The organism is Bacillus cereus group sp. MYBK79-1, from assembly GCF_051915365.1.
Classification (GTDB): domain Bacteria; phylum Bacillota; class Bacilli; order Bacillales; family Bacillaceae_G; genus Bacillus_A.
In genome coordinates this window covers 45981-69776 of record NZ_JBQAEO010000008.1, presented here as the reverse complement: position 1 = coordinate 69776, position 23796 = coordinate 45981, and the positions used below count along the sequence as shown (strand labels likewise).

Sequence of the window (23796 nt, the reverse complement as noted above, 5' to 3'; positions counted from 1 at the left end):
AAAGGGAGGATGAGAACTTGTTAGATGAGGCGGGGGCTTTAAAAAGTAATTATATATATACAGAAGAAGAACAACAAACATTATACAAACGAACATTACTAATCGTAAGTATTTCACAAATGTTCGGCGGGGCAGGGTTAGCTGCTGGGATTACAGTAGGTGCACTTCTTGCGCAGCAAATGCTCGGGACAGATGCATATGCAGGATTGCCGGCAGCTATGTTTACAATGGGATCTGCGGTAGCAGCTTTCTTTGTTGGGAAGTTATCGCAAAAGTATGGTCGCCGTATAGGGCTTGCAGGAGGTTTTATAGTAGGCGGGTTAGGGGCTATTGGAGTTGTGATGGCAGCTTTAACAAATAGTATTATTCTTTTACTAGTTTCTTTACTTATATATGGCGCGGGCACAGCTACGAATTTACAAGCGCGTTATGCGGGAACGGATTTAGCGAATAAGAAGCAAAGAGCAACTGCTATTAGTATTACGATGGTAATGACGACTTTTGGTGCAGTCGCAGGTCCAAATTTAGTCGGAGTAATGGGAAGATTCGCTCATTCAATTGGAATTCCTGAACTTGCTGGTCCGTTCATATTATCAGCAGCTGCATTTATACTGGCGGGTATTGTCCTATTTGTTATGCTTCGTCCAGATCCGTTACTTATTGCAAATATGATAGAAACATATAAACAAGAACATACATATAAAGGGCAAGCAGTAACAGAAGAAGCGACAGAAAACAAACGAGGTATTACTGTTGGAGCTATCGTAATGATACTTACTCAAATTGTGATGGTTGCGATTATGACGATGACGCCAGTTCATATGGGACACCACGGTCATGGATTAAGTGCAGTAGGTATTGTGATAGGTTTTCATGTGGGTGCAATGTATCTTCCGTCTCTCGTTACAGGAATGCTAATTGATAAAATTGGTAGAACGACGATGAGTATAGCTGGTGGAGTAATTTTACTAGCCGCAGGTGTCATAGCTGCGATAGCGCCGAGTGATTCTTTAATACTATTAATTGTGGCTTTATCTTTACTTGGATTAGGATGGAACCTCGGTTTAATAAGTGGTACGGCTCAAATTGTTGATGCAACTATACCTTCTACACGTGCAAAAACACAAGGAAAGATAGATGTATTTATTGCGCTAGCTGGAGCGTCAGGAGGAGCAATGTCAGGTATGGTAGTAGCAAATTCAAGTTATGCGGCATTGTCATTAGCTGGAGGAGTTATAGCTTTCATGCTCATTCCTGTTGTGATATGGGCTCGGGCAGGTAAAGTGAAACTTTAATTAGTGGGGGTCTTACTGCCCATTAAAGCGGGATAAATAAAATTAAGATAAAAGAAGCTGCGTTCAAAGGAAGGTAACCAATCTTTGCATGCAGCTTTTTTGTAGTTAGTTGTATAAAAGAAAAATGTTAGTTTAAATCCCACTTTATAATAAGTCCTAAATGTGTAAGGCCACCACTAAATCCATATAGTAAAAGTGTGTCGCTATTCATCATTCGTATCAATCATTTTCTCTAAATCGTTAGTAGATAATATTTGATTTGGAACATAATTGCAGTAATACGAGATTTATTCATTAATAAATTAATATATTATAATTAAAATAAAAGGTATTTAAAAAGGAATGTCCAAATAATATACGGAAAGCTTCTAAAATTGATCATGAAGGGGTTTGAGATTCTTGAAAAGAATCGTATATGTATTGTCTTTTGTTTTAATTTGTAGCTTTACTTTTTTTATTTTACCAGAGAGGTCTTACGCTTGTGAGTGTATGAAAGCATCACCAGAAGAGAGGTTACAAAAAACAGATGTAGTGTTTGAAGGTAAGGTATTAGAAGTTCAAGAGAAGGACGGAAAAATGGAAATATTATTTGAAGTGAAGAGAATTTGGAAAGGGACAAGCTCTTCGCAAATTATTATATATACAAGTTTTGGTAGCTGTACGTTTCCTTTTGGGGAGGGAGGAGAGTATTTAGTCTTTGCTTTTAATAGAGGAGAAGGAAAGTTAGAGACATCTATGTGCAGTGGAACGAAGAGATTAGATGAGGCAGGGGCGGACAAAGTGGCTTTAAGTCAAATTGCAAAAGAATCTGTTCCGACGAAGAAAGTTGATTTAACAGGTGGCAAGTTGAACGGTTTCAGTTGGTGGCAAGTTGTTACTCTTTCTATAGGTCTATTACTGATAGTAGTTCTTGTGATTTTTAGTGTAAGAAGAACGCGCAAAAAATGACGATTAAAGTAAATATATAAGGATTTTCTTTCTGTTTCTATAGGTGGTTTAATCTTGTGAAAGCGAATTACTTATGCTACACTTTATGTAACTTAAAATGAACGGAGGGGCTTCCTTTGATCTTAATCAGATTACGTCTCAATACTTTGTGCCAATAATTGAATAGCGCTCAAAGGCTCTGTCTGTGTACAGAGTGAACGGGATTGGTCTGCCTATTTTAAAGGAACCCTTTATTAAGCTTATATGTGAAAAAGAGGGAGGGACGAATACGCCCTCTTTTTGTTTTGCCTTTATAAATAGAATGGGATCGTATAGGTGAACACTTATTGTGGATACGTATATGATTTTGGGACTTTTTGACTATGAGATAGGATGAAAGTGTAGCTTTCTCCTGTTTCTTTGGTGAACCCTTATCCGTTTACGAAAACACAGGCAGTGATCTGTGTTTTTTATTTTATGTAATCGAAATGGAGGAATAAATATATGGAAGAATTATTACAAAGAGCAGTTTTAGTGGGAGTAAATTTAGGTAATGAAGATGATTTTGCATATTCGATGGAAGAGTTAACGAATCTTACAGAAGCTTGTGATGTAGAGGTAATTGGGCAAGTGACGCAAAATTTACAACGAGTAAATCCGTCCCATTATATCGGAAAAGGAAAGATTGAAGAAGTAGCGGCCTATGTAAATGAAGTAGATGCGAATATGGTAATCTTTAATGACGAATTATCCCCTTCACAAATTCGAAATTTAGAAGCGGATTTAGATTGTAAAGTAATTGACCGTACCATATTAATTTTAGATATTTTTGCGCAACGTGCGAAAACGAAAGAAGCGCAGTTGCAAGTAGAGGTAGCGCATCTTCAGTATATGATGCCACGTTTAATCGGTCTTCGTGAATCGTTAGGAAGACAGAGCGGCGGAGTTGGTACGAAAAATAAAGGTGTCGGTGAGAAGAAATTAGAGTTAGATCGTCGTAAAATTGAAGAACAGATTTCAGTTTTAAATAAAGATTTAGAAGCACTTGTTGCCCAGCGTCAAACGCAGCGAAAGCAACGTAAGAAAAATGAAGTGCCAGTTGTAGCACTAGTAGGCTATACGAACGCTGGAAAGTCAACGACGATGAATGCAATGCTTGAAATTTATAATGGTACTGAAGAAAAACAAGTATTCGAAAAAGATATGTTATTCGCGACGCTAGAAACATCTGTGCGAAATATTGATTTGCCAGATAACAAATCATTCTTATTAACGGATACAGTTGGATTTGTAAGCAAATTACCGCATCACCTTGTGAAAGCATTCCGTTCAACGTTAGAAGAAGTAGCGGAAGCGGACCTACTTATTCATGTTGTAGATTACGCAAATCCAAATTATGAACAGTTAATTGATATTACAAATGAAACGTTAAAGAAAATTGGAGTAGAAAATATTCCAACCATTTATGCTTATAACAAATCAGATATGATAGATGTTGAAATTCCGAAAGTACAAGAAGACCGCGTTTATTTATCAGCGAAGAAACATGTTGGGATAGAAGAGCTTGTCGAAATGATTCGATCGCACATTTATAAAGAGTATACAAAGTGTGAAATGTTAATTCCGTATGATCAAGGACAGGTAGTTTCTTATTTCAATAATCATGCGCACGTTTTATCTACAAGTTATGAAAACGAAGGTACGAAACTAGAAGTAGAATGTAAGACGAGTGATTACGAAAAGTATAAGCGTTTTGCGATTTAATAAAAAAAGGCGATCCTAATGTTAGGATCGCTTTTTTTATTAATAGTTACAAGTAATTCCTTTGTCCTATTATAAAAGAAAATACAGAACGTTTATAAAAAATCCAATAAAACAGATAGAAAAAATATATTATTTAAAAAGTGATATTTCTGGAAAAAGAAATGAAACCAGTATAGAATAGAAATGTTTCAAAAGTCAGAATTTATTACACCTACTGTAATAAATATATATTTTGTACAGGAAGGAGAAATACACGTATGCAGGCAGTTTCGCAAAAAAACACTGTTGAAACACCGACGATATATCGAATACTATTTGCGATTAGTTTCGGTCACTTTTTAAATGACTCGATGCAAGCAGTCGTGCCGGCATTGTTTCCTATTTTGGAAAAAACGATGAATTTATCCTATATGCAAGTAGGGTGGATTGCGTTTGCATTAAATATGACGTCATCGATCATGCAGCCGGTCTTTGGTATGTATTCAGATAAGAAGCCATCACCATTTTTATTACCGCTCGGTATGTTTTCGAGTATGCTTGGAATGATTGGACTTGCATTTGCACTGAACTTTATTATTGTCATTATTTCTGTTTTATTTATCGGATTAGGTTCCGCAGTCTTTCATCCAGAAGGTGCTCGTGTTGCTTATATGGCAGCAGGGGCCAAACGAGGTTTAGCGCAAGCGATTTATCAAGTGGGAGGAAATACAGGGAATTCTCTAGCTCCTATTTTTACAGCGTTAATTTTCGTTCCGCTTGGCCAAATTGGTTCTTTAGGTTTTACCGCATTTGCAGCAGTAGGAATTGTATTATTAATTTTCGTATCAAATTGGTATAGGAATGAATTAGCGACTGGCGCTGTAAGAAGAAAAAAGAGGGCTGCGCTTGAGGCGGAAAATGCGATTGTAAGTACACATATTAAATTTGTTATTCTACTTCTTGTTTTTCTTACTTTTGTACGTTCTTGGTACGGTGCTGGTATCGGGAATTTTTATCAATTTTACTTAATTGAACATTACGGTTTATCTATAAAAAATGCTCAGTATTTCGTATTCGCATTTATGATTGCCGGTGTATTAGGAACTTTCTTTGGTGGACCGTTAGCAGATCGATTTGGAAAGAAAACAATTATTGTATTTTCAATGATAGGTTCGGCGCCACTTGCCCTTTTATTGCCTCACGTTTCGCTCGTGTGGGTCGTACCGCTATTTTTATGTATCGGTTTTATTAGTTCAAGTAGTTTTAGTGTAATTGTTGTTTATGCGCAAGAGCTTGTTCCTGGAAAAGTAGGGATGGTATCTGGGTTAATTGTAGGGCTTGCGTTTGGACTCGGAGCTTTAGGATCTGTAGTTCTTGGGAAATTGGCGGACATATATAGTCTACAATTCATTATGTTACTATGTAGTTGTCTACCATTAATTGGACTTACTTCTTGGTTATTACCAAGTGATAAGAAAACGATAGAATAGGGGATGCACTATGAAATTATGTGAAAGTGTTACAGAATTAATAGGAGATACACCTGTCGTCCGATTATCTAAATTTATTCCAGAAGACGCAGCAGATGTGTATGTAAAACTAGAAATGTTTAATCCGTCACGCAGTGTGAAAGACCGTGCTGCCTATAATTTACTGCATGTTGCAGAAGAGAATGGTCTCATCAAACCAGGAGATACAATTATTGAACCGACAAGTGGAAATACAGGAATAGGCTTAGCGATGAATGCAGCTGCGAAAGGGTATAAAGCGATTTTAATTATGCCAGACAATATGTCAAAAGAGCGTATAAATTTATTAAAAGCATACGGCGCAGAAGTAGTTTTAACACCGGCAGAACAAAGAATGCCAGGAGCAATTGCGAAGGCGTTAGAACTGCAAAAGCAAATTACGAATAGTTTTATTCCGCAACAATTTGAAAATCCAGCAAATCCGAATATTCATCGTTATACGACTGCACTTGAAATTTATGAACAAATGGATGGGGAGCTTGATGCATTTGTAGCAACGGCTGGAACTGGCGGGACTATTACAGGGACTGGGGGAACGTTAAAAGAGAAACTACCAAACTTATATATTGCAGTAGTAGAACCGAAAGGATCTCCCGTTTTATCAGGCGGTGTTCCAGGTCCTCATAAACTAGTAGGAACAAGTCCAGGATTTATCCCGAAAAACTTAAATACAGAAGTGTATAACGAAATTATTCAAATTGCAGACGAAGAGGCTTTAACGACAATGAGAAACCTAGCAAGACAAGAAGGATTATTAGTTGGGCCATCGTCTGGAGCATCTGTTTATGCAGCAATTATGATAGCAAAACGATTAGGCGCTGGTAAAAAAGTTTTATGTATTGCACCTGATACGGGAGAACGGTATTTGAGTATGGGATTATTTGAATGAAAATGATAAAAACACCTTAATCGTGAAATTGTTACGATTAAGGTGTTTGTTTTAGGTTGTAAAGAGGGGGAGAATGACAATGAAACTAGTAAAACCGACAAATGTATTTAGCGAACAAATCTTGGAGTATCGAGAGGCATTTTTACATGTGGATGAACAACCACATGGCAGTAGTTCTTTACAAAATTTTGATTCACTTGATAAATGGTTTGAAAAAGTGAGTAAACAGGAACTTGGAGAAAACTTAGAAGGTAATCGAGTACCTTCTAGTCAATTTTTAAGTGTTGAAAAAGGGGAACTTATAGGTTTTGTGAATATTAGACAACGATTAAACGAAGAATTATTGCGGGAAAGTGGTCATATTGGATATAGTATTCATCCGAATAAACGTCGCCAAGGTTACGCGACGAAACAATTGAAACTCGCATTATATGAAGCGCAAAAGTTAGGGTTGCAGAAAGTGTTAATAACTTGCGATAAAGCTAATATCGCTTCGGCTAAAACGATTCAAAGGGTTGGCGGTGTGTTAGAGAATGAAGTGGTTTCTTCTCATACAGGGGAAATTGTTCAGCGTTATTGGGTAGAAATATGATTTAGTGGAACATTGAAAAGGGAATACAATGGGTAATATCGAAATAGATAAATGAAAAAGTAAGGGTGTACTGCAATTTTAGGGGGAAATGAAGTGGGATTAAAAGAGAAAGCAATAGAAATGTCGGAGATTTATAGGCAAAACCCGAAAGTGGAGGCTATTATTTTAGCGGGTTCAGTAGCTAGAAAGTTAGAAGATGAACATTCAGATATAGAATTACATATTTTATGGTCAATGCCACCAGAGGATGAGGATCGTAAAGGGCCTATTAACTATATTGGTGGAACAATTTTGTCATATCATCCTTACGAGGAAGAAGAATGGTCGGAAACATATTTGACAAAAGAGGGAATTAAATTAGAGATTAGTAACTTTTTAACAGAAACAGTAGAGAAAGTGATTTCGGATGTGGTGGATCAATATGATATAAGTTATGAAAAACAATGTATCGTATCATCCGTTCATGATGGTGTTAGTTTGTATGGAGAAGAGAAAGTACATGAATTAAAAGATAGGGTGGTAGCATATCCAGAAGATTTAGCAGAACAGATGATTTCAGAAAATCTTTGGTTAAGCAATCGCTGGCATAATCGAGAGGCACTTTTAAAACGAAAAGACTGGCTTATGTTATATGATGTTATTTGTGAAGTACAAAGAAATATATTTGGGGTCTTATTTGGTCTGAATAAAATGTATGTACATCACCCAGCGTTTAAATGGATGTCATATAATGTGGATCGAATGAGTATTAAGCCGGAAAATCTATACGAGCGTATGGTGAATACGTTAATAGGGAAACCAGAGTATAATGTACAGGAGTTAGAAGTGTTAATGGAAGAGCTATTACATTTAGTAGAACACCATGCGCCACAATTACATATTGCTGAACAACAAAAACATATTCAATATGCGAAGTAGAAAAGAAGGGATGTAACAATGCGTTACATCCCTTCTTTTTATTTGACTAATTTACCTAGTACGGGCAATCGCTGAATTCTATCACCGAGAATATGTGAAGCAAGTCCGCTCGTTAGGACGAATAAAAGGTAAACAATTCCTCCTACAGCGCCGCATATAACAACAATGAGAAGTGATTCCATATAAGATTGTCCAGGAATTAACCATTTTAAAATTACTTTTAATGCAATTACTACAGCAGACATTGCTGCGGAGTAAATTGTAATAAGAAGTACTGTTTTTGCTGTTTCGCCAATTTTAAATTTCGCAAACTTAACGATGCAGTACAACATAATAACATTGGAAACGAGGTATCCAAGAATTGTTCCAAGTACAGCACCGTGCCCGCCAAATAAATGTAAGAGCGGTGTATTTACTAAAACTTTAACGAGAATACCGACTGAGAAAGCGATCATCGTTTTTCTTTGATAATCGATTCCTTGTAATATAGCTGCTGAAACTGTGAAAATCGCACTTAATATAGCAGAAGGTGCAAATGAAATTAAATATTGTGATCCACCAAGTGCAATTTCAGGATTTACATAAACCATACGGAATGCATCGTAAGCGATGCTAGCAAGACCAAATGCAGCTGGGATAGTGAAGAATAACAAGACTTGAAATATCTTTGCAATTTGTTCTTGTAATTCTTCTAGTTTCCCGCTTGTATAAGATTTTGTTATAGCCGGAATGATCGTTAACGAAAATCCAGTAGCAAGTGAAGCTGGAATCATAATTAACTTTTGGGCATAGTTCGTTATATAAGCGAACACTGCATTCGCTGTTTCTAAAGGCTCTCCCATCGCTCTAAGGACATCAGCAACAGTATATTGATCTACTAACGTATAGAGCGGAATGGCAATACCGACAAATACAATTGGGATTGCATATCGAAGTAATTCCATATAAATATTTTTTAATGGGATATTCGAAGCCCTTGACTTTAATTCTCCTTCGGGAGGCTTTAATCTATTATATTTTTTCCAGTACAGCATTAAAATCGAAACGCTGGCAAGTGCCCCGATAACAGCGCCAAACGTAGCAACTGCAACAGAAGAGGCGACTGAACCCCCTAATAGTTTTGAGACGATAAAACTACCAACTAAAATGAAAACAACGCGCGCAATTTGTTCTACGACTTGAGAAACGGCACTTGGTTTCATATGTTGAAAACCTTGGAAATAACCGCGTGTGACACTCATAGCTGGTACGATAATAAGTGCGAAACTTAATGCTCGCATCGTAAGTGTTACATCGGCGATAAATTGTGGATCTGGCGTTTTTGAACGAATAATAAATTGTGATATGTACGGTGCTCCAATAAATAAAGTTAAAAACCCTAAAAAGCCCATAAACAACATTAATTTTACGCTAGAGTTGTATAATTTTTTGCTTGTACTATAATCACCAAGCGCATTATGTTTTGCAACAAATTTGGAAACGGCAATAGGAATACCAGCTGTTGAGAAGCTTAATAAAATACCGTACCAAGAGTATGCATATCCATATAAAGCGACCCCTTGTGTTCCGACTAGTAATTGAAAAGGGAAGAAGTATATAAAACCTAATATACGTGAAATCATTGTTGCACCGCTTAATAAAGCAGTACCTTTTAAAACTTTTGAAGTAGACAAAATTCTATCCTCCTACTCGTGCTGTCTTGCATTCATCGTATACTACTATAAACCCGTTAGTGAAGTTAATACAGTATAAACCATAAATGTTCTAATACTATTCATTTAAAAGTCATATTTCGAATTTAAAAAAGAAAGTAATACATAAAAATTCAAAATATAAGTTGACACTATTTTTAATGTGTGATAAAAATGATAGTAATCAATTCGGAAAATAATATTTGGGCAATGAAAGGGTATAGTAGTGAATATCTCCCTATTTCAGAGAGCTGATGGTTGGTGTGAATCAGTATATAGATTATTCATGAAGTTCGTCCTGGAGCATCTTTCATAAATCTCACATTATGAGGAAATGAAAGACGGTAGTTTATACCGTTATCAAATAAAGTGGTGAAGATTGTTTCACAACTAGGGTGGTACCGCGATATTTATCGTCCCTACGTATTTACGTAGGGACGTTTTTTATTTAGGTCTTACTTTGTTGTGGCTTCATAACTAGGGTGGTACCGCGATATTTTTGTCGTCCCTACGTATTTGCGTAGGGACGTTTTTTATTTAGGTCCTAACTTTGGTGTATCTTCATAACTAGGGTGGTACCGCGATATTTTTGTCGTCCCTACGTATTTACGTAGGGGCGTTTTTTATTATTAGGGAGGAAGTGAACGTATTAGAAAAGAGTATGGATAGAACAATATAAATACCAGATTGTAAAACAGACACAGATAAAGAGAGGAGATTAACAGATGAATTCACAGCAATGGACATCGAAATTAGGTTTCGTATTAGCTGCAGCAGGTTCAGCAATTGGTCTAGGGGCAATTTGGAAGTTCCCGTATATGGCCGGAATTGGAGGGGGCGGCGCGTTCTTCCTTATTTTCATCGGTTTCACATTATTAATTGGTTTACCGCTATTATTAGCTGAATTCGTTATTGGAAGAAGTACACAAAAAGAGGCCGTTGATGCATATAGAGAAATCGCACCAAAAACATTATGGCCATGGTTAGGGAAATTAGGGATTGTAACTTGTTTCATACTACTTTCTTTCTACAGTGTTGTAGGAGGCTGGATTTTATTATACTTATGGAATGCAATTACAGGTAGACTATGGGAAGGGAATGGGGCATACGAAGCTACGTTTGGTGAAATCATTTCCAATCCGTATTTAGCAGTTGGCTCACAGCTATTATTCATCCTTATTACTATTTTCATCGTAAGTAAAGGTGTACAAAATGGTGTTGAAAAAGTAAATAAATATTTCATGCCAGCATTATTCGTTTTATTCTTTGTTTTAATCGTTCGTGCACTTACGTTAGATGGTGCTGGAGAAGGAGTTCGTTTCTTCTTACAACCTGATTTCTCAAACGTAACATCAGAAGTCATATTATATGCAATGGGACAATCGTTCTTCTCTCTATCTGTCGGGGTAGCTGTTATGGTAACGTATAGCTCATACTTACCGAAAGAAGAAAGCTTACCACGTTCAGCATTTTCTATCGTAGCTTTAACGCTTGTGATTACATTACTTGCAGGACTAGCGATCTTCCCAGTTGTGTTCGCATTTGGAATGGAACCATCACAAGGACCGGGACTATTATTCATCGTACTGCCAGCTATTTTCAGTAAAATGGCATTCGGAAAATTATTCTTCATCGTTTTCTTATTACTATTCTTCTTTGCTACTGTTACATCAGCAATTTCGATGTTGGAAATTAGCGTTGCATCTTTAACTGCAAAAGGTAAAGGGAAACGTGAAAAAATGGCTTTAATCGTAGGGTTATTAATCTTCGTTGTTGGCGTACCGTCAGCATTATCATTTGGTATATTAAGTGATCTGAAGATTTTCGGAAAGACAGTATTTGATTTAGCGGACTATGCAGTTAGTAACGTACTAATGCCACTTGGTGTTTTATTAGTTTCTATCTTCGTTCCTTTAAAAATGAAGAAAGATGTATTAATGAAAGAGCTTGGTGTAAGTAAAAATAAAGGCTATAAATTATTCGTATTATGGTTATTCTTACTTCGCTTTATCGCACCAATTGCGATTATTATCGTATTCTTAAATGTACTTGGCATTATTTAATAAAGAAAGGTAGCGTATCATTTTATGATACGCTACCTTTTTATTTTGCTCTTTTTTGCAGTTCGTTTACTGTTACGAACTGATAGCCCTTCTTAGATAAAGAGTCTAAAATACCTTCGATGGTCTGTAAATTTTCATTAGACTCATCATACATAGGGTGCAGTAAAATGATAGAACCTGGTTTTACATTTTTATTAACATATTCAATTTTATCAGCAGCAGATGTATAAAAAGTATCAGGTTCAAGGTCCCATGTAATTGTTTCGATATTGTTTGTATTTAAATAATAGGGCAGGCCAATTAGCTTTTTCCCGTTAGGTGGTCTAAAATCAATTTCGTCTGTAAATCCTGTTTGGCGGATTAATGAATTCGTTTTTTCTATTTCTTCTTTAATAAAAGAAGGTGTTTTAAAAACCATTCTGTTATGAGAATATGTATGGTTTCCAAGTTGGTGTCCAGATTGTACGAGAGCTTCTCCTAACGACAGGTTTTTCTCTAATTCATTTCCGATTAAAAAGAAAGTAGCTTTTGCATTGTATGTATCTAGTAGCGGTAATATTTGTTTTACATTGTTCGTAGGGCCATCATCAAAAGTTAAAGCAATCACTTTTTGATTTGTTTCTACTCGGTTTGTTAAATCTCCAAACAATTGAAAACTTCTTGCGTTCATTAATTTGTATGTTCCAAATAATGCTACAGTAATAATGAATAATGTAACGATTGTAATGATTATTTTCTTTTTCATAAAGCAACCTCACTATATTTTTGGATTGGACTAAAAAGTATTATATCAAACTAAGTAATTTCATGCTTTAAAAAGGATGTGGATGCAAGGGGAAGGAATTTATCATATAATAAAATGCAAAAGGTATATTAGGAGGTGTTTATATGGCGATTACAATTCAATTGCCGGACACTGCAGCGTCTCATGCAAAGCCAAGTATGGAAATGGCGATACTTTGCGTGAGGTAGACAAGTAATATACAATCGCCTAAATGAGCTCGTATCATTTTTTATATTTGGCTTTGCACCTTATTGAAATGCACCATAAAAAATAAGGGGCGAGCAGAAATGAAATACGTAAAAGCTAAAACCGTTTTACCAGAAAGTTTAATTACTGAAATTCAAAAGTATATACAAGGTGAAACAATTTATATTCCAAAACAAGAAACGGAACATTATAAATGGGGTACACGATCTGGAGGAAGAAAACAATTAGATGAAAGAAACAAAGCGATTAAAGAATCGTTTAAAAGCGGGATTTCCATTCATCAACTTGCAGAGGAGTATTTTCTTTCCGGAGAAACGATTAAAAAGATTGTGTATTCTAAATGAAGATAAAAGAGTCTAGTTCAATTATTAAATTGAACTAGACTCTTTTTACTTTGCCCGTATTGGATATATGGGGTATGAATGGGCATGATAATAGAAAAAATGATCACAATTGTATCGTATAGAAATGTGAATAGAAATAAAAATGTTATATTTCATATTACAGAAAGGTGAACGCTTATGAATCATCTTGGGCAAATAACGATAGAACTTTTTGTTGGTTTTTTTGTTTTATTAATTGCTACTAAAATATTAGGGAAAACACAAATATCGCAGCTAACACCTTTTGACTTTATTTCCGCCATTGTAATCGGAGAACTAGTTGGAAACACTGTATATGATCCTGAGGTGAGAGTATGGTCTATTTTATATGCTGTTTTTGTATGGGTAATATTAATTTATACAATAGAAGCAATAACACAAAAATTTAGAAGGACAAGAAAGTTTTTTGAAGGATCCCCTTCTATTATCATTCGTAATGGGCATATTGACAGAGAGCAATTAAAATCGAATCATTTGGATATTAACCAATTACAACAAATGCTGAGGCAACAAAAAGATATATTTTCAATCCGAGAAGTTGAGTATATGATATTGGAACCTAACGGAAACATAAGCGTATTGAAAAAAAATAAATATGAATTTCCGACTATAAATGACTTGAATTTAAAACATAAGCCTGTTTACTTACCTATTTCATTAATTAGCGATGGGAAAGTAGTTAAGGATAATTTGAGGGAAGCAGGTTTTGATGAAGGATGGCTTTATAAACAAATAAAGAAAAAAGGAATTACTAAATTTGAAGACGTATTATATGCAGAATGGAAAACAGATGATGGTTTCTTTTGTCAGGAAATGAAGCGGTAGAATATAATCGATGTATGTAATATTCGTTTCTAAGTTATCTTTTACATATCAAAAAGCTGAATCATTGTATACAATAACACTAGATCAACAATTTGTATGGAGTGATAAAGATGGAAGCTTTTATTAGAAGTGATCAATACAATTTTATAAAATCACAAGCTTATATTTTAGCAAATGGGCATGCAATGGCAAATGATAGAGGTGTCATTCAAGCGTTAAAATCACTTGCGATTGAAAAGATAATACATGTATTTGAGAATTTAAAAGATGAACAGAAAGAGTTAATTAATACGGTATTAACAGTTCAAAATAGAGAAGATGCAGAAGTGTTTTTAATGAAAATAAATCCGTATGTCATTCCGTTTCAGGAAGTTACAGCGCAAACATTAAAAAAATTATTTCCTAAAGCAAAAAAATTAAAACTTCCTGATATGGAAGAACTGGATATGAAAGAATTATCTTATTTAAGCTGGATTGATAAAGGGTCAAGCAGGAAATTTATTATAGCGAAAAATGATAAAAATAAGTTTGTTGGTCTGCAAGGAACGTTCCAAAGCTTAAATAAAAAGAGTATTTGTTCATTATGTCATGGGCATGAAGAAGTTGGAATGTTTTTAGTTGAAATTAAAGGTGATGTACAAGGAACTTTCGTCAAAAAAGGAAACTATATTTGCAAAGATGGTGTAGCTTGTAATCAAAATATGAAATCACTTGATAAATTACAGGATTTTATTGAGCGATTAAAGAAATAAATAAATTAAAGGTCTCTAGTGCTTAAACTAGAGGCCTTTTGTTAAAAAATGGTGATAGATCTCCTTTTTAAAAAATATAATTTATAAATAAAACAAAGGAGAAGTAAAGCATTGGTTAAAAAACTTTTACTTTCTTTGCCAGATATTTTACTTGTGTGTATCGTTCTATACATAACATATACAAAATCTTTTAGTTTTGGAAAGACGTTAGTAATTTCAATTGCAATCGGAATCATTGGTGGTCTTATTATAAGAATTTGTAAGGATGTATTCACGTATATAAGGTGGACAATTAAACAGAGGAAATCTTGAATATGCTGTATTCCTATTAGGAGGAGAGGAAATGAATAAGAAAAAGAGTAGAGTGAAAAATGAAATCGCACTTTGGACATTGACAGCGGTTGTTCTCATTATTGCATGGTACTTTTTTCAAAGATAAAAATGCATCGTACTTAAAAGTACGATGCATTTTTATCCCGCTTTAATGGGCAGTAAGACCCCCAACTTAAAATTCAGCGAAAGCAAAGAAGTTAGGTGGGGGATCAACTGCCCATAAAAGTCCGATTGGTTCAACTAATAATCAGTGGGGGATGAAGAAAACCCCCACTGATTAAAGTTTCACTTTATTATTTTTTTTGCCAATTTTCTTTTATAAAGTCTTCACGACCAGATTCCTTGTGCTCAGTAGCATATTTTTCTGGGTTCTTTTTATAGAAATGTTGATGGTATTCTTCAGCCTCATAAAAGGGTGCAGCCGGGCGAATTTCAGTTACGATTGGATCTTTAAACATACCGCTTTCTGCAAGAGCTTGTTTTGATTTTTCAGCAAGCTCTTTTTGCGTTTCATTATGATAAAAAATAGCAGTGCGATAAGATGGACCACGGTCAAAGAATTGTCCACCATCATCAGTTGGATCGATTTGTGGCCAATATAAATCTAGTAATTTTTCATATGGAAAAATAGAAGGATCGAATGTAATTTGTACAACTTCTAAATGACCAGATGTACCAGCTTTTACTTGTTCATATGTTGGGTTTTCTACATGACCACCTGCATAGCCAGAAAGTACTTTATGAATACCAGGAAGTTCATCAAATGGCTTTACCATGCACCAAAAGCAACCGCCTGCGAAGGTCGCGAGTTCGTATGTTTTTTCGGACATTGTTGTAATCCTCCTAAATGTATTTGTTTTATATAGTATTATACAATCTTTTTTATTGCGCAATAAAAAAGATTTAGAAGTAAAGAAAAATTGAAATATATTTCTTTATAAAGTCTTTAAAATTCCTTCAAAGTTTCTTTTTTTCTGAGTGTTATGATGTAAATCGAAGTGAATATGTGAGGTGATAGGCAATGAATCCACGTATGAAAATTAATAGTTTACAACAAAAAATGAAAGAGAGACTAATATGAAAAAGGAATTTATACAAAGCGATTTAAGAAATATATTGATTGCGGCATGCTTACTATTAGGGTTAGTTATTTTTGGATATTTTTTAATAAATAATTACCCAGGTACAAATGAAAAAAAGAAGTTAACAGATGCAACCTCTACTTCAGAATCAATTACATCTGTTGCTAATTTAGATGCCAAAAAAAGGGTTACAAAAACTTTTCATATTACGGCGAAAGTAGCAAGTTTAGATTTGGGAGATGGGAAAAAGGTAGATGCATGGACCTTTGATGGAACATCACCGGGTACTCAAATTCGAGTTAAACAAGGTGAACGTATTGTTGTAAATTTGAAAAATGAATTGCCAGAACCCGTTACAATCCATTGGCACGGATTAGATGTTCCTGCGGCGGTAGACGGTGTTCCAGGTGTTACGCAAAATGCTATAAAACCAGGTGAAACATATACATACGCATTTAATGCTGATCAGGTGGGGACATATTGGTATCATTCACATCAAAAGAGTGCAAAACAAACGGAGCGGGGACTATTTGGGACCATTGTTATCGAACCGAATAAACCAGCTGTAAAATATGAAAAGGATTATACAGTGGCGATCCATGAATGGAAAACAGGAGCCATAAAAAACGGTAAGCATAATGGCGAACAAGATAAAGATTGGGATAGCTATCCTAGTAATTATATTCGAAATGAAAAGGCACAAACTTTAGAAGGACCGCTTATGATACCAAGTAATGATCAACTCAAAGATTTATCTGATGGAGATGATTACGATGTATTTACATTAAATGATACAAGTGAGGGACTACGATTGGATGCAAAACCAGGTGAAACAGTACGCCTTCGCTTAATTAATGCTGGGAATAATACGCATTTAATGACTTTAGTTGGGGCGCCATTTCAAATTATCGCATTAGATGGTCGTGATATAAAAGGAGGAGATGAGCTAGATAAAGCAATTCTTCCGTTGGGAGCTGCACAACGTTTTGACCTTGTTTTTAAAATGCCGGAAACAACGAGTGTAAAACTTATTAATGTTGATCCCTCTAAGAAAATGAATCGAATGTTAACAGCAACTATTGGGAACGGTTATTTGCCGAAAAAACCTATTGATATAAAGAGTTATCCATGGTTTGACTTTACGAAATATGGAGAAAAAGGAGTGGGCAAGTTTACGATAGATTCAAAGTTTACAAAGGTCTATGATATGGATTTGGCAGAAGGTGTGAAAGATGTAAATGGACAAGAAAAATGGGTGTATACGATTAATGGAAAGACATCACCTGATATTCCGCCAATTAAAGTAGAGAAAGGAGATAAAGTTAAGATTCGCTTTAAAAATAAGGGGGAAGAAATTCATCCAATGCATTTGCATGGACATACATTCCAGGTTATTTCTAAAAATGGTAAACCAATGGAGGGAAGTCCGATTTATTTAGATACAGTTAATGTTTTTCCGGGAGAAGAATATGAAATTGCTCTAGAGGCAAATAATAGTGGACTATGGATGGTTCATTGTCATCATCTCGTTCATGCGGAAAAAGGAATGCATACGATGATGAACTATGAAGGGGTAACTACTCCATTTTCTACCGGAGATCACTCAGGTAATCATCCAGAATAATAATGCGGAGGTTTTCATGCTTTATAGAATGGTAGTATTTATTGTAACAAGTGTAAGTATATTTTTATTTTCTCATAGTAGTGTATTTGCTCATACAAGTGTTGTAGGAACCACCCCTAAAGAGGGGGAGGTTCTTACAGTACAACCGGAACAGATTATTCTTGAATTTAGTGAACCAGTTACAGAAAATGTAGTTAATATTGAACTGCTAGATTCAAGTGCAAGGAGAGTGCAAGTATCGAAGGTTGAAATATTAGATAGCCCAACAAAAATAAAGGTGAAAATACCAAACTTAAATAATGGTACTTACACAGTAAGGTGGTCTATGATATCTGCAGACGGACATCTGAGTGAAGGAGGCTATCCTTTTTCGATTGGAGAAGAAGCACAAACTAATGTAGTGGCAGAGGGAAATGCGAGTGGTTCAGTTTTTTCGTATGTTATGATGATAACGTTACGCTATATTGTCGAGGGAATGGTCTTAATTGGAGCAGGAGTAAAGTGGTTCGATATGTATGTAAAACGTTATAGTTTACCTTCCGTATTGCAAAGAATGGAGAAAATAAAAAAGATTTTCTTCTCTATACTTATAGTAGGATTGATAGCGGAATTAATAGTGTATCAGTCAATTATTCCGAAGGGGAGTTTACTTATTCATTCGCCATTTTCAGTTATTATTATGATTCAACTGCTATTATTAGTTCTTATGTCTTTGCAGCATATGGGGAACGAATGGTATGCGCTAATTTGGGGATTTCTTGTTGCGAGTTTTTCTTTCACAGGCCATGTATGGATTACGAATCCAAATTGGGCAGCAGTTATAATTAGAATGATCCACGTTATGAGTATTGCAGTGTGGCTAGGAGCGCTTATTTATTTAGCTCTTGTTATAGCGTGGACAACATTATACAAAATTACATTTGATCAAAAGCGTTTCCGTAAACATTTTAGTATTATTGCTGGTACATCATTTATTCTAGCATTTCTTTCTGGGGAATTAATTGTGTTTTTACAGACGAGGAATTGGGTATTTTTTAATTTCAATTCAATATGGACGAACCTTTTAAATATAAAGATTTTAACTGTATGTATAATTACAATTGTAGCATGGAGACAAACGAAAACATGGGGTAACGATATCGGAACCATTAATCGTCGTTTATTGCTCTTAGAAATTGTTCTAGCTATACTCGTATTATTAGCTGGTATTTGGATGAGTCAAGTTTCGTTTCCGGTGAATTCTGTAACAAGCTAAAATTATAATGTTCATAGGAGTTCTGCAATGTCAATCCGTATTAGGTTGCTGTTGTCGTATGTTGCGATGGTAATTATTCCAATCGTTTTTTGCGGTATAGCAGTTATGTTAATTAGTGTTACTTTATTTGGTGATATTCGTATTGCAAAAGCAATCATTGGTCTTAATCAAAATAGTCATTCTCTCATTGATAAAGAGCAGGAGGGTGCTATTCGTACAAAAGAAGATGAGGATGATATTTTTAGTAGGTTGAAAATTCTTTCATCGTATGCTCCAGATAAATTGGAAGATATAAATTTTTTAAAGGAAACTGATAAAGAATTAAACGATAATCAAGCAGGATTACTAATTCGAAAAAATGATGAGCTTACATATGCATCTCCATATTTTAATATTTCTTCGTTTGATAAATATCTACCCGCATTTGAAACTGAAGGACAAAGAAAAGGAATGGCTGTGAAAATAGAGGGTAATTCTTTTTACTATAAGCAGTTTGATTACTACGATGCAGAGAGAGAGAAGGTTAGTATTTTTGTATTTGAGTATGTAAACCCTTTAGAAGAATTGATTAGAGAATTTTTCCCGTATTTCGTATTCTCTTTAATACTGGGGTTAATTATTACGAATGGAATATTAACATATTTTATATCACGGAGTATTATTAAACCATTGCATTCATTAAAGCAGGCAACGGAAAGAATTCAAAAGGGTGATTTAGAATTTCAAGTAAAGCCACTTGCGAAAGATGAAATAGGTGAATTAAGTTTATCGTTTGAAGAGATGCGTGGCAGGTTGAAGGAATCGGTCGAGTTGCAAATGCAATATGAAAAAAATCGTAAAGAGTTGCTTTCAAATATTTCTCATGATTTACGGACGCCAATTACGGCTATTAAAGGTTATGTACAAGGAATTAAAGAGGGTATCGCTCGAACTCCCGAACAATTAGATAAATATTTAACGATTATTTATCATAAAGTGTTTGATATGGATCAATTAATTGACGAGCTTTTTCTCTTTTCAAAACTTGATTTAAAAGAGGAACCGTTTCAATTTGAAGAGGTTGAAATTAATCAATACTTATCTGATTGTATAGAAGAACTACAGCTTGAATTACAAGATAAGGGAATTGCAGTGAGATGGGATGCTCAAAAGGATACTTCTATTTTGGTAAAAGGTGATCGTGAAAAATTACGTCGTGTTATTACAAATATCATTTGGAATAGTGTGAAGTATATGGATAAAGAAGAAGGATATATCGGAATTCGTATGACTGAATCTATTGATTATGTAACGATTTACATAAAAGATAATGGGATAGGAATAGAAGATAAGGCGTTGCCTCATATATTTGAAAGGTTTTATCGTGCAGATCATTCTAGAAATTCTAAAACAGGTGGAAGCGGACTTGGTTTGTCAATTGCACATCAGATTATCACACAACATGGTGGTGATATTTGGGTAGAAAGCAAAAAAGGTAAAGGAACGACTCTGGCATTTACATTACAAAAAATCAATTAGAAAAAGGAGAGCATCTTGAAAAGAATTTTAATTATTGAAGATGAAGCAATTATAGCAGAGTTAGAAAAGGATTATTTAGAGGTTGCCGGGTATACAGTAGATATTGATTACTCTGGCGAAACAGGTTTACGAAGAGTTCTTCTGGAGGATTATGACTTATTAATTTTAGACATAATGTTACCGGGAATAGATGGATATGAAATTTGTAAACAAGTTCGATTGAAAAAGGACATACCAATACTTATGGTATCCGCAAAACAAGAGGAAATCGATAAAATTAAAGGGTTAGGTTTTGGAGCAGATGATTATATTATAAAACCGTTTAGCCCGAGTGAAATGGTGGCACGTGTAAATGCTCATCTAGCTCGTTATGATCGTTTAACAGGAAAACGAGAACAAATAAAAGATGAAATTCGTATTCGAGGATTGCTTATTGATAAATCGGCCCGACGTGTATTTGTAAATGGAACTGAGGTCATGTTAACAGGAAAAGAATTTGATTTATTAACTTGTATGGCAGAACATCCAAATCAAGTATTTAGTAAAGATCGTCTCTTTGAAACTGTATGGGGGATGGATGTAATTGGTGATGCAGCAACGGTTGCTGTACATGTGAAAAATATTCGTCAAAAAATTGAACTCGATCCATTCGATAAATCCTACATTGAAACAATTTGGGGAGTAGGATATCGTTTTACACAGTGAAAAAGGCCAGCAAAAATGCTGGCTTTTTTTGCGTAAGTAGATTAAGAAATTACAAACAAGATCCTCCGCTAACATCAATTAATTGTCCAGTAATCCAGCGGCTGTCTGGAGAAGCGAGAAATGCCGCGGTATCGGCAATATCTTCTACTTCACCTAAGCGATTAAAAGCGGAGATGGTAGTAGCGTACTGTTTCATCATTGGGTCGCTCAAGAGTTCTGCATTCATATCTGTTTTAATAAATCCAGGAAGTATTGCATTCACTGTTATTCCTCGTGCTCCGAGCTGTTTTGCTAGCGTGAAAGTCATTGTATTAATAGCACCTTTCGTCATACTATAGGCAACGAAATCAGGTAAGGAAATGCGAGTGGCAGCGGATGAAATATTAATAATTCGGCTATTGTCAGGTAAACGAGATAGAGCTTGTTGGATGATAAAGAATGGTGCTTTTGCATTAACTGAAACCATTCTATCAAAAAATTGTTCAGTCGTTTCTTCAATAAAAGCACCAGGACCAATTCCAGCGTTGTTTATTAAAATATCAAATTTAGTACTACCAGTTCTTTTTTGTAATTCGCTATCTAAAGAACTATAAAGGGTTTCTACACCATGTAAAGATTCAAGATTTGCACAGATAGAAAAAGCAGATCCGCCATTTGATTGAATTTCATACACCGTTTCTTCAGCATCTTCTTTTCGATTTCCATAATGGATAGCAACTAATACACCGTCGTTTGCTAAACGTTTTGCAATAGCACGTCCAATTCCTCGGCTTGCTCCTGTAACTAATGCCACTTTTCCTTTTAACATAGTTTTCTCATCCCCTCAAAAAATTTTATATGTTATTAAGTTGTTTTTCTTTATGTAGTAATGCGAACATACTTAAGTAATATATGAGTATGTGTAAGAAGTTCATTCCGATTTTGTATTGAGAAAAAATAAATAGACTTCTCTTAAATTGATTGAATTTTATTTTTTTTAGAAAAACATGTTGACAATGAAAAGAACAACGTCCTATAATACGTTTAACAAATGAAAGTGAATTAAGAATTTTCTAACTTCATATATTGCATATGCAAAGAAGAGGAAAGTAGATGGTTATGATCGTTTCAGAGAGCTACTCCTAGGCTGTGAGAGTAGTAACAATCGAATCATTGAAGATCACCTCGGAGCATCGCTTGCGAAAGGGAAACTGAGTAGAGGGCGACGGCATCGTCTCCGGTAAAAGGACGGGGGTCTAATTGGACCTACAAAGCTTATATTTCGCGAGAAGTATAAGGAAGCTGAGTGGTACCGCGAAACTCTCGCCTCAGCAATCAAAGCTACTAAATTGTAGTAGTTGATTGCTGAGGCGAGAGTTTTTATTTTAAAAAATCGAATAAGAGAATGCGTAGAAGAGGAGAGTAAATGATAAATATTGTTTCAGAGAGCCGCCTAGAAGCTGTGAGGGTGGTAACAATTTAATCATTGAAGATCACCTTGGAGCACTACTTTTGAAACTAGTAAAAAGTAGCGGAGTTGTTTCCGATAGAAAAAACAAAAGTCTAATTGGACTTGCAGAGCTTATATTTCGTGAGAAGTGTAAGGAAGCTGAGTGGTACCGCGATTCCCTCGTCTCAGCAATGGGTTGCTACAAGTATGTAAGTAATCGATTGTTGAGACGAGTATATTTTTAATATCTATATACTGAATATTCTGTTTAAAATACTCATCTCAGCAATCGATATAGAAATAGATTGCAAAAATAGAGAGAAAAAAGAGGAGCGATGTGAGATGGGAAACCAGTACATTTATATGAATGGGGAATTTGTAGAAAAAGAAAAGGCAGTTGTTTCAGTATATGATCACGGTTTTTTATACGGAGACGGTGTATTTGAAGGGATTCGTAGTTACGGTGGAAATGTATTTTGTTTAAAAGAACATGTAAAACGATTATATGAATCAGCAAAATCTATTTTACTTACAATCCCGCTGGCGGTTGAAGAAATGGAAGAAGCAGTTTTACAAACGTTGCAAAAAAATGAGTATGCGGATGCCTACATTCGGTTAATTGTTTCACGAGGAAAAGGTGATTTAGGGCTCGACCCTAGAAGTTGTGTGAAACCGAGCGTTATTATCATTGCAGAACAATTAAAGTTATTCCCGCAGGAATTTTACGATAATGGATTAAGTGTTGTATCTGTTGCATCAAGACGCAACACGCCAGATGCATTGGACCCACGCATTAAGTCAATGAACTACTTAAATAACGTACTTGTAAAAATTGAAGCGGCGCAAGCAGGAGTGCTAGAGGCCCTTATGTTAAATCAACAAGGATATGTTTGTGAAGGATCTGGAGATAATGTTTTCGTTGTGAAAGATGGAAAGGTGTTAACACCTCCTTCTTATTTAGGAGCGTTAGAAGGTATTACGAGAAATAGTGTTATTGAGCTATGTGAGCGACTTCATATTCCGTGTGAGGAAAGGCCCTTTACTCGCCATGACGTATATGTAGCAGATGAAGTGTTTTTAACAGGAACGGCAGCAGAATTAATTCCAGTTGTAAAAGTTGATTCAAGAGAAATTGGAGATGGAAAACCAGGAAGTGTAACGAAACAATTAACAGAGGAATTTAAAAAGTTAACGAGAGAAAGAGGAGTACGTGTTCCAGGACTGGCGGAAAGCTTACTGTAGGTAGGGAGAG

General features: G+C 35.3%; 21 protein-coding genes and 3 other annotated features. Of the genes, 17 read left to right on the top strand and 4 right to left on the bottom strand.

Annotated elements, in window-relative coordinates:
* Positions 1-17 precede the first annotated feature (17 nt).
* The 7 genes from ACTFOB_RS14750 (at position 18) to ACTFOB_RS14720 (ending at position 7893) form a co-directional block, all read left to right on the top strand.
* On the top strand, positions 18-1295 hold the full coding sequence (locus tag ACTFOB_RS14750; RefSeq protein WP_440027260.1) for an MFS transporter: 1278 nt from the start codon (positions 18-20) through the stop codon (positions 1293-1295).
* Positions 1296-1694: 399 nt separating this feature from the next.
* Positions 1695-2243 (top strand): cobalamin biosynthesis protein CbiN, encoded by a 549-nt coding sequence (locus ACTFOB_RS14745; RefSeq protein WP_440027262.1) that lies wholly within the window; start codon positions 1695-1697, stop codon positions 2241-2243.
* A 483-nt stretch (positions 2244-2726) separates the two neighbouring features.
* Positions 2727-3986 carry a GTPase HflX gene (hflX, locus tag ACTFOB_RS14740; RefSeq protein WP_440027264.1) on the top strand — a complete coding sequence of 420 codons (1260 nt, stop codon included), beginning with the start codon at positions 2727-2729 and terminating at the stop codon, positions 3984-3986.
* 257 nt (positions 3987-4243) lie between these two features.
* Entirely contained in the window at positions 4244-5455 is a 1212-nt protein-coding gene (locus tag ACTFOB_RS14735; RefSeq protein ID WP_440027266.1) for an MFS transporter, read from the top strand.
* 10 nt (positions 5456-5465) lie between these two features.
* Complete coding sequence (gene cysK, locus ACTFOB_RS14730) at positions 5466-6383, top strand: cysteine synthase A (protein ID WP_440027268.1); 918 nt, start codon at positions 5466-5468, stop codon at positions 6381-6383.
* 79 nt (positions 6384-6462) lie between these two features.
* Positions 6463-6975: a GNAT family N-acetyltransferase gene (locus tag ACTFOB_RS14725; RefSeq protein ID WP_440027270.1), complete on the top strand. Its 513-nt coding sequence runs from the start codon at positions 6463-6465 to the stop codon at positions 6973-6975.
* A gap of 93 nt (positions 6976-7068) precedes the next feature.
* Positions 7069-7893, top strand: coding sequence for a DUF4037 domain-containing protein (locus ACTFOB_RS14720; protein WP_440027272.1), 825 nt, complete (start codon positions 7069-7071; stop codon positions 7891-7893).
* Between the two features lie 38 nt (positions 7894-7931).
* Here the strand turns inward: ACTFOB_RS14720 and ACTFOB_RS14715 are convergent, their stop codons facing one another.
* The gene (locus tag ACTFOB_RS14715) at positions 7932-9566 is read right to left on the bottom strand and encodes a putative polysaccharide biosynthesis protein (RefSeq protein ID WP_440027275.1); all 1635 of its coding nucleotides are present in this window, start codon (positions 9564-9566) and stop codon (positions 7932-7934) included.
* Positions 9567-9785: 219 nt separating this feature from the next.
* Positions 9786-10008: a binding site (T-box leader), on the top strand.
* 301 nt (positions 10009-10309) lie between these two features.
* Here ACTFOB_RS14715 and ACTFOB_RS14710 point away from each other — a divergent pair.
* Positions 10310-11647, top strand: coding sequence for a sodium-dependent transporter (locus tag ACTFOB_RS14710; protein ID WP_440027277.1), 1338 nt, complete (start codon positions 10310-10312; stop codon positions 11645-11647).
* A 40-nt stretch (positions 11648-11687) separates the two neighbouring features.
* Here the strand turns inward: ACTFOB_RS14710 and ACTFOB_RS14705 are convergent, their stop codons facing one another.
* Positions 11688-12392, bottom strand: coding sequence for a polysaccharide deacetylase family protein (locus tag ACTFOB_RS14705; RefSeq protein ID WP_440027279.1), 705 nt, complete (start codon positions 12390-12392; stop codon positions 11688-11690).
* Between the two features lie 326 nt (positions 12393-12718).
* Between ACTFOB_RS14705 and ACTFOB_RS14700 the strand changes: the two genes are divergently transcribed.
* From ACTFOB_RS14700 to ACTFOB_RS14685, 4 genes are all read left to right on the top strand, one after another.
* Positions 12719-12982: a CD3324 family protein gene (locus ACTFOB_RS14700; protein WP_151630860.1), complete on the top strand. Its 264-nt coding sequence runs from the start codon at positions 12719-12721 to the stop codon at positions 12980-12982.
* A 177-nt stretch (positions 12983-13159) separates the two neighbouring features.
* On the top strand, positions 13160-13846 hold the full coding sequence (locus tag ACTFOB_RS14695) for a DUF421 domain-containing protein (protein WP_440027281.1): 687 nt from the start codon (positions 13160-13162) through the stop codon (positions 13844-13846).
* 110 nt (positions 13847-13956) lie between these two features.
* Positions 13957-14598, top strand: a complete 642-nt coding sequence (locus ACTFOB_RS14690; RefSeq protein WP_440027283.1) for a FusB/FusC family EF-G-binding protein — start codon at positions 13957-13959, stop codon at positions 14596-14598.
* Positions 14599-14709: 111 nt separating this feature from the next.
* Positions 14710-14910, top strand: a complete 201-nt coding sequence (locus tag ACTFOB_RS14685; RefSeq protein ID WP_440027284.1) for a hypothetical protein — start codon at positions 14710-14712, stop codon at positions 14908-14910.
* 314 nt (positions 14911-15224) lie between these two features.
* Here the strand turns inward: ACTFOB_RS14685 and msrA are convergent, their stop codons facing one another.
* A complete protein-coding gene (gene msrA, locus ACTFOB_RS14680) occupies positions 15225-15761 on the bottom strand; it encodes a peptide-methionine (S)-S-oxide reductase MsrA (RefSeq protein WP_440027285.1) in 537 nt (178 codons plus the stop codon).
* Positions 15762-16008: 247 nt separating this feature from the next.
* Between msrA and ACTFOB_RS14675 the strand changes: the two genes are divergently transcribed.
* From ACTFOB_RS14675 to ACTFOB_RS14660, 4 genes are read left to right on the top strand one after another with little or no spacing between them, the layout of a single operon-like run.
* A complete protein-coding gene (locus tag ACTFOB_RS14675) occupies positions 16009-17637 on the top strand; it encodes a multicopper oxidase family protein (RefSeq protein WP_440027287.1) in 1629 nt (542 codons plus the stop codon).
* Between the two features lie 16 nt (positions 17638-17653).
* Positions 17654-18892, top strand: coding sequence for a copper resistance CopC/CopD family protein (locus ACTFOB_RS14670; protein ID WP_440027289.1), 1239 nt, complete (start codon positions 17654-17656; stop codon positions 18890-18892).
* A 27-nt stretch (positions 18893-18919) separates the two neighbouring features.
* Positions 18920-20410: an ATP-binding protein gene (locus ACTFOB_RS14665; protein ID WP_440027291.1), complete on the top strand. Its 1491-nt coding sequence runs from the start codon at positions 18920-18922 to the stop codon at positions 20408-20410.
* A gap of 15 nt (positions 20411-20425) precedes the next feature.
* Entirely contained in the window at positions 20426-21115 is a 690-nt protein-coding gene (locus ACTFOB_RS14660) for a response regulator transcription factor (protein ID WP_440027293.1), read from the top strand.
* Positions 21116-21164: 49 nt separating this feature from the next.
* Here the strand turns inward: ACTFOB_RS14660 and ACTFOB_RS14655 are convergent, their stop codons facing one another.
* Entirely contained in the window at positions 21165-21923 is a 759-nt protein-coding gene (locus tag ACTFOB_RS14655) for an SDR family oxidoreductase (protein ID WP_440027295.1), read from the bottom strand.
* Positions 21924-22182: 259 nt separating this feature from the next.
* Positions 22183-22428: a binding site (T-box leader), on the top strand.
* A 67-nt stretch (positions 22429-22495) separates the two neighbouring features.
* Positions 22496-22735: a binding site (T-box leader), on the top strand.
* 151 nt (positions 22736-22886) lie between these two features.
* On the opposite strand from ACTFOB_RS14655, the gene ilvE reads away from it, so the two are divergent.
* Positions 22887-23786, top strand: a complete 900-nt coding sequence (gene ilvE, locus ACTFOB_RS14650) for a branched-chain-amino-acid transaminase (protein WP_151630847.1) — start codon at positions 22887-22889, stop codon at positions 23784-23786.
* Positions 23787-23796: the final 10 nt, after the last annotated feature.